The organism is Streptomyces swartbergensis, from assembly GCF_002148965.1.
Lineage (GTDB): Bacteria > Actinomycetota > Actinomycetes > Streptomycetales > Streptomycetaceae > Streptomyces > Streptomyces swartbergensis.
Genome location: NZ_NGFN01000283.1, coordinates 1 through 11,155, shown reverse-complemented (window position 1 = coordinate 11,155; position 11,155 = coordinate 1). Strand labels below are relative to the sequence as shown.

Sequence of the window (11,155 nt, the reverse complement as noted above, 5' to 3'; positions counted from 1 at the left end):
GCCTCCCCCAGCGCCCGCCACAACGCCCTGTCGAGCCGCCCAGGGCTCTCCACAGCCCTCCGCAGCGCCTCCCCGCCGAAGCGCCGCGCCAGGAGCTGCCGCGTCCCGTCCCGCAACGCCCGCTGGTCGTCCGTCAACCGGAAGCGCACGGTCACCGTCCCTTCGGCAGGCCGAGGATCCGCTCGGCGATGATGCTGTGCTGGATCTGCGAGGTGCCGGCCGCGATGGTGTACGACAGGGAGGAGAGGCGGTCCAGCGTCCAGGGGCGGTCCAGGTCGAGGCAGTCGGCGCCCAGCACCTCGGCGGCGGCGTCGTAGAGCTCCTGACGGGCGTGCGAGTAGCGGAGCTTGAAGACCGAGCCGCCGGCGCCCGGCACTCCGCCCGAGGCCTGGGCCGCGCTGACGTTCCACTGCGTCAGCCGCCACAGGGCCCGGAACTCGGCGTGGAGCCTGCCCAGCCGACGGCGAAGTGCCGGGTCGTCCCAGCGGCCGTTCTCTCGGGCCTCGACGGCCAGTTCGCCCAGGATGCGGCGGCAGGCGACGACCTCGCCGGCGAAGGCCGTGCCGCGTTCGAACGACAGCGTCACCATGGTCACGCGCCAGCCGTCGTTCTCGTCCCCGACCCGGTTCCCCGCCGGCACCCGCACCTCGTCGAGGAAGACCTCGGCGAACTCGGCCGACCCGGCGAGCGTGCGCAGCGGCCGTACGGTGATGCCGGGCGCGTCCATGGGCATGGCCAGCCAGGTGATGCCCCCGTGCTTGGGGGCCTCCGGGTCGGTGCGGACCAACAGCTCGCACCAGTCGGCGACTTCCGCGTGGGAGGTCCAGATCTTGGCGCCGGTCACCACGTAGTCGTCGCCGTCGCGCCACGCGCGCGTGCGCAGGGCCGCGAGGTCGGAGCCGGCGTCCGGTTCGCTGAAGCCCTGGCACCAGACCTCCTCGCCGCGCAGGATCGGCGGCAGCCAGCGCGCCCGTTGTCCGTCCGTGCCCTCGGCGGCGATCGTCGGGCCGGCGTGCAGCAGCCCCACGAAGTTGGCCCCCACGTAGGGCGCGCCCGCCTTCTCCGTCTCCTCCAGGAAGATCAGCCGGGTGGCCGGGGAGGCGTCCCAGTGGACGTCGGCGTATCCGGCGTCGTGGAGCCTGCGCTGCCAGCCGAGGTCGTAGGCCCGCCGCCCGGGCCAGTCGTCGGGGGACGGCTTGGGTGGCAGGCCGGGGAGCGTCTTCGCGAGCCACTCCCGCAGCCGGGCCCGGAACTCCTCCTCCTCGGGCGTGTCCGACAGGTCCATCAGCGGTCGAGGTCCAGGTCCAGCATCCGGATGGCGTTGCCGCGCATCAGCTTGTAGACCGTCTCGTCGTCGAGGCCCTTCACATGGTCGAGGGCGACCTCCTTGGTGTGCGGGAAGGTCGAGTCGACGTGCGGGTAGTCGGTCTCGAAGGTGGCGTTGTCGCGGCCGACGACGTCGATCGACGCCACTCCGTGCTTGTCGCGGAAGAAGCAGCAAAAGATCTGCCGGTAGTAGTAGGTGGACGGCGGCTCGGGGATCGTGTCGCGGACGCCGCCCCAGGCGCGGTGCTCCTCCCAGACGTCGTCGGCGCGCTCCAGGGCGTAGGGGACCCAGCCCATCTGCCCTTCGCTGTAGGCGAGTTTGAGACGCGGGAACTTCACCAGCACGCCGCTGAAGAGGAAGTCCATCATCGAGGCCATCGCATTGTTGAAGCTGAGCGAGGCCTGGACGGCGGGCGGGGCGTCCGGGGAGGCGGCCGGCATCTGGGACGAGGACCCGATGTGCATGTTGACGACCGTCCCGGTCTCCTGGCAGACCGCGAAGAACGGGTCCCAGTAGCCGGAGTGGATCGACGGCAGTCCGAGGTGGGTGGGGATCTCGGAGAAGGTCACCGCCTTCACCCCGCGCGCGGCGTTGCGCCGGATCTCGGCGACGGCCAGTTCGACGTCCCACAGCGGGATCAGGCACAGCGGGATGAGCCGCCCGCCGCTGTCCCCGCACCACTCCTCGACCATCCAGTCGTTGTAGGCGCGCACGCAGGCGAGGGCGACCTCCTTGTCGTGCGCCTCGGCGAAGGTCTGGCCGCAGAACCGGGGGAAGGAGGGGAAGCAGAGACTGGCCTCGACGTGGTTGAGGTCCATGTCCTCCAGCCGTGCCTTGGGGTCCCAGCAGCCGCGCCGCATCTCGTCCCGGGTGATGCCCTCCAGGGTCATCTGGTCCCGGTCGAAGCCGACGGCGGCGATGTTGCGCTTGTACGGGAACTTCAGGTCCTCGTAGATCCACCAGTCGGTGGGCTGTCCTTCCGGGTCCATCGTGATCCGGTACTTGCCGCCGACGTAGGCGAGTTCACCGATCCCGGCGGTCAGCGCCTTGGGGCCGCGGTCGCGGTACTTGGCCGGCAGCCACGTCTCGAAGAGGTGGGCCGGCTCGATCACGTGGTCGTCGACGCTGATGATGCGGGGCAGTTCGGTCGCCATGGGTCCCCTCCGCCGGACGGTACTTATCTGATGCAGCGTCAGGTAGCATCCCACCTGACGACCCGTCAGCCAAGGAGCAGGGGGCAGACGTGAACGAGACCCCGCACGCCCTGAGTTCGTCCCGCACGCTCTGGGAGCTGGTCACCCGGCGCGCCGCCCTCACCCCCGACCACCCGCTCTTCCTCCAGGACGACCGGCCCGGGGGGCGCACGCTCACCTTCGGCGCCCTGCGTACGCGTGCCGAGCGGGTCGCGGCCGGCCTGTACGGCATGGGCGTACGCCCCGGCACGGTGGTCGCCTGGCAGCTGCCCACCCGCATCGAGACGGCCCTGCTCTCCTTCGCGCTGGCCCGTATCGGCGCCGTGCAGACCCCGGTGATCCCCTTCTACCGGGACCGCGAGGTCGGCTTCGCGCTGCGCGAGTCGAAGGCGGAGTTCTTCGCGGTGCCGGGCGAGTGGCGCGGCTTCGACCACACGGAGATGGCCCGCCGGCTGGGCGCGAAGGGCGTCTTCGAGGCGTACGACGACCTGCCCGACGGCGATCCGTCCGTACTGCCTCCTCCGCCCTCCGACGGCACCGCGGTCCGCTGGATCTACTGGACGTCCGGCACGACCTCCGCCCCCAAGGGCGTGCTGCACACGGACCGTTCCCTGCTGGCGGGCGGCTCCTGCCTCGCCCACGCCCTGCGGCCCTCGGCGGACGACGTGGGGTCGATCGCCTTCCCCTACGCCCACATAGGCGGCCCGGACTACACGGTGATGCTGCTGCTGTACGGCTTCCCGGCGGTGCTGTTCGAGCAGTTCGCGCTGCCGGACGCGCTGGAGGGCTACCGGCGGCACGGGGTGACGGTGGCGGGCGGTTCGACGGCGTTCTACTCGATGTTCCTGGCGGAGCAGCGGAAGCAGCCGGGGGTTCCGATCGTCCCCTCACTGCGGCTGCTGGCGGGGGGCGGGGCGCCCAAGCCGCCGGAGCTGTATTACGCCGTGATCAGGGAGATGGGCGTACAGCTCACCCACGGCTACGGCATGACCGAGGTGCCGATGATCACCATGGGGGCGCCGGACGACACCCCCGAGCTGCTGGCGACGACCGAGGGGCGGCCGCCGGAGGGGATGGAGATACGGATCGTGGACGGGGAGGTGCGGTTGCGCGGGGAGGCCGTGTGCCGGGGATATCTGGATCCGGGGCAGACGGCGGAGGCCTTCGACGAGGAGGGGTTCCTGCGCACCGGCGACCTCGGGCGCCTCACGGACACCGGGCACCTGGTCCTCACCGGCCGGCTGAAGGACGTGATCATCCGCAAGGGCGAGAACATCTCGGCCCAGGAGATCGAGGACCTGCTGCACCGGCATCCGGCGGTCGGGGACGTGACGGTGATCGGGCTGCCGGACGCTGCGCGCGGGGAGCTGGTGTGCGCGGTGGTGGAACAGCCCCCGGGAGCCGAGCCCCTGACGCTCGCGGCCGCGACCGCCTTCCTGCGCGCAGAGGGACTCTCCGTGCACAAGCTGCCGGAGCGGCTGGAGGTGGTGGACGCCCTTCCGCGGGGCGAGACCCTGCGGAAGGTGCTGAAGTACAAGCTGCGCGAGCGCTATTCGGGCACGTGACTCTCTTCGCGCACGTGACCGTATCCGCGCAGGTGACCGTATCCGCGCACGCGACCGTATCCGCGCAGGTGACCTTATTCGGGCACGGTGAAGTAGCGGGCGAAGGCGGACACGACCTCGTCCTCGCCGACCTTGCCGTCACCGTCCGCGTCGAGGGTGGCGGCGGCCGGGCCTGCGACGTCCTCGGGGACGCCGAGGCACTTCAGGACGCGGGCGGCCTCCTCGACCGTCGCCGCGCCGTCACCGTCGGTGTCGGCGACGTCCAGGGACGCGTGCAGGAAGGGACGGGCGATCTCGGCGAACCGGTCGGGGTTGTCGCGCAGGCGCTTGACCGCGCTGTTGACGAACTCCTCGCGCGTGATGCGCTGGTCGCCGTCGCGGTCCGCTATCCCTGCCATGCCCTGCCAGAAGCCCTCGGCGCCGCCGTACAGCGCCTGCCCCTTGTCGGACCGGGCCGCCACGGCGAACTCCGTGAGCAGCGCCTTGGCCGCGCCGTAGAAGTCCTCGCGGTCGATGTAGCCGTTGCCGTCCTGGTCGAAGGTGGCGAACCGGGCGGCGATCCTGCGCTCGTACTCGCTGCTGACCATGTCTCTCTCGGGCCGCCTTACGTCGGGTGGGGTGCGTCTCGCTCGGAGCGTACGACGGAGGGGGCCGTTCGGGCGCGGGAAAACGTCACTTGTGCCAAGACCGGGGGAATTCCGGGACAACAGTGTGCCGGAACGGCAACACTCGCCCTACCGCGCGTCACCGGCCCCTCACGCGGACAGGGGTTCGCCCTCGTCGGCCAGGGCCGCGTCCACATCGCCGTACACGTCGAACAGCCTGCGGACGCCCAGCGCGCCGAGGACCCGGTTGACATGGGACCCGTCGGCCGCGCCCCGGGCGGGGAGCACCAGCCGCAGCCGGCCCTGGCAGGAGCGGATCAGGCGGCGGGCGGCGATGAGGACACCGACGCCGCTGGAATCGCAGAAGAACACCTCGGACAGGTCGAGGACGAGACAGTGGTGCCCCTCGGCCACCGCGTCGTGCACACGCTGACGCAGCACCGGCGACGTCACCAGATCCAGCTCGCCCGACACCTGGAGCACGGCCCATTCGCCCTGCTCGCCGCCGGTCACTTTGAAGGTCACCACCACGCCCTTCGATCGCCAAAACGGAAGCAGTCCCTACGCTTCCTTGCAGCGCGGCTGCCCAGCGGCCGTTCCCTGAAACACAACCCCAAAAACGGATCCGCCGCAGAAGAGGCTTGTTTTAGTCGACTTCGTTCCTGTTCGATCCTCTTCAGTCACGTCTGATCGGAGGACGGATGGGTAGGCGCGGCCTGACGGCACCCGGCACGAGCGCCGGTGGTCCCCCTACCACCTGCGGCCGGTCAGGGGGCGCACATTGCCACAAAGGGGCGTGCGCTACCGGACGTGCCGACTACATTCGGGGAGACGTCGGACACAGGCTGGACAGGGCACGGGCGCGGCACATGAGCAGGGGGTGAGGGAGCCGCATGGCGAAAAGGGACGTACCGCCTCGCTGGGACCGCAAGATGCAGCAGCGGCTCGCCCGCGGGGAGGCCGCCGCCCTCGGTGAGCTCTACGACCGGTTCGCCTCCCTCGTGCACGGCCTCGCCCACCGCGTCCTCGGCGACGAGCGCGCCGCCGACGGCATCACGCGCGAGGTCTTCATCCACGTCTGGGAGCATCCGGACGCCTACGACCCGAAACAGGGCCCTTTGCGCACCTGGGTCGCCACGCTGACCCACCGCCTGGCCGTCCAGCGCCTGCGCACCACCGAAACCGCCGCCCTCGCCCTGGAGGGCTCGGGCACCCCGGAGGAACTGGAGCACAAGGTGCGCCGGGCCTCGGTCGCCGCCCGCGCCGACTACATCGTCCAGTCCATGCCGGTCCCGCTGCGCTCGGCCCTGGAGCGGGCCTACTTCCAGCGCCGCGACTACCGCCAGACCGCCACCGACCTCGGCATCACCGAGGACGAGGCCCGCCGCCGCCTCCGCCTGGGCCTGCAACTCCTGTCCACCGCCCACGACTCCGAGGCACCCGGCGCACCGCCCGGACACGGGGGTGCGGTGTGAACGGACCGGACCGGTTCGAGGCGTACGACGGCGCGGGCGATGACCGGCAGCAGGAGGACGGGCACGGGGAGAAGCACAACGCCCGGAGCGAAGACGGCAGTCAAGGCGGGCCCGGCGGGTTCGAGCCCGGCGGCGGGCCGGAGTCCGGGCGTCCGCCGCGGATCCCCATGCCTCGGGCCTCCGTCGAGGACAGCGGGCTGCCGTTGCCCGAACTGGAGGAGCTCGGTGACGCGCCATCGCCGCCGCCCGTACGGCCCGTGTTCGAGCACCCCGTGCTGAAGGCCCTGCTCGGCGCCTGGGCGCTGGCCGCGTGCTCGGCGGAGGAGGCCACGGCCGTCGAGGAGCACCTCGGCGAGTGCGGCGCGTGTGCCGACGAGGCGCGGCGGCTGCGCGAGGCGGTCGGGCTGCTGCAACGCCCCGACAGCCTCGACCTGGACCCGGGCCTGCGCACGCGGGTCCTGGAGTCCTGCCTGGAGCGCCGCCCGCCGCGCATCCCGGTGCCGGACTGGGCCGCCGCGTACGACGCCGAGACCGCGCGCCTGGACGCCCTGCTCCAGGACTTCGGCGACGCCGAGTGGCACGCGCCGGTACGGCTGCGCTGGTTCCGGGCCGACGAGGCCACGAGCCGCCGTACCACCGTCGCCGGCGTCATCGCGCATCTGCTCAGCGTGGACGGGCTGGTGGCCCTCGCGCTGGGCCTCGACGACCCGCTCGGCGACGTGACCTCCCGGCGCCCGACGCCGGCGGCCCGCACCGAGGCGTACTGGAGTGCCTCGCACTTCCCGCCCACCCGTGCCGTGCGGGCGCCCTGGCGGGAGCAGAGCCACGACATCGTCCGCACGGTGTCCTTCACGGGCAGCGGCGTCGGCCGGCTGCCCGTGCCGTACGGCGATTTCGAACTGCCCCTGCACGACGCGATGCTCGACCGGGCCTTCGAGTGCTGGGTGCACGCGGAGGACATCGCGGACGCGGTCGACTACCCGTACGACCCGCCCTCGCCGCGCCATCTGCACCGCATGATCGACCTGGCCGCCCGCATGCTGCCGGACGCCCTGGCCCACCGCCGCCGCAACGGCCTGGCCGCACCCGCCCACCACCGCCACCTGGTGACGGCGGGCGAACCGGGCCGCAGCCTCCGCCTGGAGATCGAGGGCTCGGGCGGCGGCGAGTGGCTGATCCCCCTCGACTCCCCCGCCGCGAAGGGCTCCGCCGACCACGAGGTGGCCCACGTGGCCCTGGACGGCGTCGAGTTCTGCCGCCTGGCAGCGGGCCACGTGCCCCCGCAGGAGGCGGCAGCGGGCCAGGTGGGGGWCAGAGAGGCGATCAGGGACGTCCTGTTCGCGGCGGCTTCATTGAGCAGGATGTAGGGCCCGGGCTCCTAGGCGAAGATCACAGTCCGCCGCCCGTTGAGCAGAATCCTCCGCTCGGCATGCCACTTCACGGCCCGGGCCAGCGCCTGGCACTCCACATCGCGCCCGATCGCGACCAGCCCCTCGGGCGTCACGTCGTGCCCCACCCGCTCGACCTCCTGCTCGATGATCGGCCCCTCGTCGAGGTCAGCCGTCACATAGTGAGCGGTCGCCCCGATCAGCTTCACACCGCGGGCGTGAGCCTGGTGATACGGCTTCGCCCCCTTGAAGCTCGGCAGGAACGAGTGGTGGATGTTGATGATCCGCCCGGCCAGGGCCTTGCAGAGGTCGTCCGACAGCACCTGCATGTACCGGGCGAGGACGACCAGCTCGACACCCTCCTCACGCGCGATGTCGAGCAGCCGGGCCTCAGCCTCCGACTTCGTGTCCTTCGTCACCGGAATGTGGTGGAAGGGGATGTTGTACGAGTCCACCAGCTCCGCGAAGTCCGTGTGGTTGGACACCACACCCGCGATCTCCACCGGCAGCGCGCCGGTCCGCGCCCGGAACAGCAGATCGTTCAGGCAGTGCCCGAACTTGCTGACCATCAGCAGGATGCGCATCTTCTCGTCGGCCCGGTTGATCTGCCAGTCCATCTGGAAGGAGTCACCGATCGCCGCGAAGCTGGCCCGCAGCTTGTCCAGGGTCACCGGCGCGTCCGCCGAGAAGTGGACGCGCATGAAGAACAGTCCCGTGTCGTGGTCGCCGAACTGCTGGCTGTCCTCGATGTTGCAGCCGGTCATGAACAGATAGCTCGACACGGCGTGCACGATGCCCTTCCTGTCCGGACAGGAGAGGGTGAGGACGTACTGGTCGGCCGGGGCTCCGGCGCGGGTGGACTGCTCGTTCATGCAGGACAGGTTCCCACAAGGACCGACACGGCCGGCAATCGTCCCGCTAGGCGGACCTGGTCATGATCCGCAGTACGTCGAGACTGCGCGGTGGCGTGTCCGGGTCCTCGCCGTCGCTCGTGGCCAGCCGCACATGCGCGTCCCGGGCCGCCCGCACCGCCTCCGGCCACGCCTCGTGCTGCAGGTACGTGGCGACGGGCGCGTCCGGACCGACCTGGTGCATGATCCGCAGCACCCGCAGCACGGCCGTGTCGACGAGGGCCGCCTCCTGCGAGTCGCGGAAGATCGTGCCGACGTACTTCTCGGCGGACCAGTGGTCCAGCCAGGTGTCCTCGACCAGCCGGTACACCGCATCGGTCACGTCGCCGTAGCCGTCCACGCCGGCCAGCCACACGTCCCGCTGGAACACGGGGTCGGAGAGCATGTGCAGCGCCGACCGCACGTTGCTGCGCCAGCGCCACCACGGCATGTCATTGACAGGCATGCCGCCCATGGTGGATGAGCGACGGCCACGACGGGAAGAGTTCTCCGAAGCTTGCACGGTCATCGATCGTACGTTCCCCTCCACATCGGTCACACCGACCCCTGCAATTCACCTGCGCGTCACCAATTGTCGACCAGACATCACTCACGGGTTAGTCATGTGGCGGAATCGTGCGGAGCCATGACCGGCAGGCGACGCAACCGCAGCACATTCCTCCCCGGCCTCCTCACCCGTCACGCCAGAAACGGCGTCCTCTCCGCGGGCACGGCGGTCGCGTGCGCGGCCCTCGTCGCCGGCTGCGGGGTCGTCCCCGGCACCACGGGGGATGCCGGGGGCGACCCGATCACCGTCATGACCTGGGCGCCGCAGGACACCAAGGCCACCAACAAGCCCGGCATGCCCGCCTTCGCCCGCGCCTACGCCCGCTGGGTCAACGCCAAGGGCGGGATCAACGGCCGCAAGCTCAACGTGCTGACCTGCAACGACCACAACGACAGCGTGGCCGCCGCCAAGTGCGCCCGGCGGGCGGCCAAGGAGAACGTCGTCGCGGTCGTAGGATCCTACAGCCAGTACGCCGACTCCTTCTTCCCGTCCCTGGAGGGCGCGGGCATCCCGTACATCGGCGGCTACGGCATCACCAACGCCGAGTTCACCAGCCCCCTGTCCTACCCCGTCAACGGCGGCCAGGCCGCGCTGCTCGCCGGTCTCGGCAGCGCCCTCGCCGACTGCGGGCCGGTCGCGCTGATCCGGCCCGACACCATCGCGGGCGACCAGCTGCCCCCGCTGCTCGACTCCGGCCTGAAGGCGGGCGGGCACACCCCTTCGAGGGACCAGCGGGCGGCGGAGGACGCCACCGAGTACGACGGCCACGCCGATCTGGCGCTGCGGACGACGACCAGGGACCCCGGGGACGAGGGGTGTGTGGTGCCCGCGCTCGGGGACCGCAACGGCACCTTCATGGACTCCTTCCGGCGGGCCCGCGAGGAGTACCCCGACGTACGGACGGCCACCGTGCTCGGCAGCGTCGATCAGACGGTGATCGACGCGACCGGCGGGGCGTCGGGGCCGTACGAGGGCTCGTACATCACCGGCTGGTACCCGGTGGCGAGCGATCCCCGCTGGGACGCGATGAAGCGGGTGATCAAGGAGGAGGCCTTCGACGACAACCGCATCGACCCCGCGGACGCCGGAGTGCAGACCACGTGGATCGCCTACACCGTGCTCCACAAGATCGTCGAGTCGCTCGGGGACGGGGAGTTGACCGCCGACACGGTCGCGGAGGCCCTCGACGACGGCCTCGGTGTCAGCACGGGCGGGCTCACGCCGACCCTTCGGTGGCGGTTCGAGGGCAAGCTCGCTTCCGTCGGCTTCCCGCGCCTGGTCAATGCCAACGTGACCCTTCAGGTGGTGCGGGAGGGACGGCTGGTGTCGGCGCGGAAGGGCTTCGTCGACACGACGCAGACGCTGGAGAACGCCGACGTGAACTCCTGAGCTCCGGCTCAGCAGTTCACGTCCGGGCCGGACTGCCTCACAGCTGCGTCGGCTGCCGCTCGGTCAGGCCGTACGTCTTGGCGATGCCGTTCCACAGCTTGGCCGCCTTGGCCTTCTCGGCACTCGCGACACCGCTGGCCCGGTTGCCGGCCTGCGTCTGGCCGGTGACGCGGGCCTGGCCCTTCTTGCAGCCCTTCTTGCCCGCGGTCTGGTCGGCCCAGGCCGCGTAGTGGTTGTCGGCCGAGGCCGAGGCCTGCCACGCCTTGGTGAGGGCGGTGGTCAGCGCGGCGTGGTCGGGCAGCTTGTCGACCGTGACGCCGGAGAGCCGGGTGACCAGCTGGTTGCGCTGCCTGGCCGCGTCGCGCAGGTCCTTGGCGGCTTGGGCGAGGTTGTCGCAGCCCTTCACGTCGGCCACCGCGTTGATCACGGCGCTGCGGCTGTCGCCGCTGTCGGCGAGCAGCTTGTCCAGCTCGACCGCCTGCGCGCGGGCCGGGTCGGCGGACGGAGAGGCGGAACCGTCCGTCGCGGGCGCCGATGCGGCCACGGTCTTGTTGTCGCCGCCTTCGTCGCCACCGCCTCCGCCGCCCGCGAGCAGCGCCCCGGCACCCACGCCGAGGACGGCGATGCCGATGCCGACGGCCGCGATGACCGGCACGCGGGATCCGCTACGCCCACCGCGACCGGACCGGCCGCCGCCGGAGTGGCCGCCGCCGGAGTGGYCGCCGGGCGGGGCGTAGGAGGGCTGGGGCTGGGAC

At 71.4% G+C, this 11,155-nt stretch carries 10 protein-coding genes and 2 pseudogenes; 4 read left to right on the top strand and 8 right to left on the bottom strand.

Annotation, left to right across the window (positions count from 1 at the left end; genetic code table 11):
• From CA983_RS48365 to CA983_RS32675, 3 genes and pseudogenes are all read right to left on the bottom strand, one after another.
• A pseudogene (locus CA983_RS48365) lies at window positions 1-149 on the bottom strand (acyl-CoA dehydrogenase family protein); the annotation flags it as partial.
• A 2-nt stretch (window positions 150-151) separates the two neighbouring features.
• Window positions 152-1,285, bottom strand: a complete 1,134-nt coding sequence (locus tag CA983_RS32680; protein ID WP_086604416.1) for an acyl-CoA dehydrogenase — start codon at window positions 1,283-1,285, stop codon at window positions 152-154.
• Window positions 1,285-2,481 carry an amidohydrolase family protein gene (locus tag CA983_RS32675; RefSeq protein ID WP_086604415.1) on the bottom strand — a complete coding sequence of 399 codons (1,197 nt, stop codon included), beginning with the start codon at window positions 2,479-2,481 and terminating at the stop codon, window positions 1,285-1,287. The genes CA983_RS32680 and CA983_RS32675 overlap by 1 nt, the downstream gene beginning before the upstream one ends.
• Window positions 2,482-2,570: 89 nt before the next feature.
• Between CA983_RS32675 and CA983_RS32670 the strand changes: the two genes are divergently transcribed.
• Entirely contained in the window at window positions 2,571-4,085 is a 1,515-nt protein-coding gene (locus CA983_RS32670) for an AMP-binding protein (RefSeq protein WP_086604414.1), read from the top strand.
• Between the two features lie 74 nt (window positions 4,086-4,159).
• Here CA983_RS32670 and CA983_RS32665 read toward each other — a convergent pair whose 3' ends face one another.
• Together CA983_RS32665 and CA983_RS32660 are read right to left on the bottom strand one after the other, a co-directional pair.
• Complete coding sequence (locus CA983_RS32665; protein ID WP_086604413.1) at window positions 4,160-4,672, bottom strand: EF-hand domain-containing protein; 513 nt, start codon at window positions 4,670-4,672, stop codon at window positions 4,160-4,162.
• Window positions 4,673-4,840: 168 nt separating this feature from the next.
• Complete coding sequence (locus CA983_RS32660) at window positions 4,841-5,221, bottom strand: STAS domain-containing protein (protein WP_086604412.1); 381 nt, start codon at window positions 5,219-5,221, stop codon at window positions 4,841-4,843.
• Window positions 5,222-5,583: 362 nt separating this feature from the next.
• On the opposite strand from CA983_RS32660, the gene CA983_RS32655 reads away from it, so the two are divergent.
• Window positions 5,584-6,165 carry a sigma-70 family RNA polymerase sigma factor gene (locus CA983_RS32655; RefSeq protein WP_086604411.1) on the top strand — a complete coding sequence of 194 codons (582 nt, stop codon included), beginning with the start codon at window positions 5,584-5,586 and terminating at the stop codon, window positions 6,163-6,165.
• The gene (locus tag CA983_RS32650) at window positions 6,162-7,532 is read left to right on the top strand and encodes a zf-HC2 domain-containing protein (RefSeq protein WP_086604410.1); all 1,371 of its coding nucleotides are present in this window, start codon (window positions 6,162-6,164) and stop codon (window positions 7,530-7,532) included. Before CA983_RS32655 ends, CA983_RS32650 begins: the two co-directional genes overlap by 4 nt.
• Before the next feature lie 11 nt (window positions 7,533-7,543).
• On the opposite strand, the gene purU is transcribed toward CA983_RS32650, so the two are convergent.
• The gene (gene purU / locus CA983_RS32645; RefSeq protein WP_086604409.1) at window positions 7,544-8,425 is read right to left on the bottom strand and encodes a formyltetrahydrofolate deformylase; all 882 of its coding nucleotides are present in this window, start codon (window positions 8,423-8,425) and stop codon (window positions 7,544-7,546) included.
• A 46-nt stretch (window positions 8,426-8,471) separates the two neighbouring features.
• Window positions 8,472-8,972, bottom strand: a complete 501-nt coding sequence (locus tag CA983_RS32640; RefSeq protein WP_086604408.1) for an SCO4402 family protein — start codon at window positions 8,970-8,972, stop codon at window positions 8,472-8,474.
• Between the two features lie 117 nt (window positions 8,973-9,089).
• Here CA983_RS32640 and CA983_RS32635 point away from each other — a divergent pair, with 117 nt between their 5' ends.
• Window positions 9,090-10,400 carry an ABC transporter substrate-binding protein gene (locus CA983_RS32635; RefSeq protein WP_086604407.1) on the top strand — a complete coding sequence of 437 codons (1,311 nt, stop codon included), beginning with the start codon at window positions 9,090-9,092 and terminating at the stop codon, window positions 10,398-10,400.
• Window positions 10,401-10,437: 37 nt separating this feature from the next.
• On the opposite strand, the pseudogene CA983_RS32630 reads toward CA983_RS32635, so the two are convergent.
• Window positions 10,438-11,155 (bottom strand): annotated as a pseudogene (locus tag CA983_RS32630) (hypothetical protein); the annotation flags it as partial.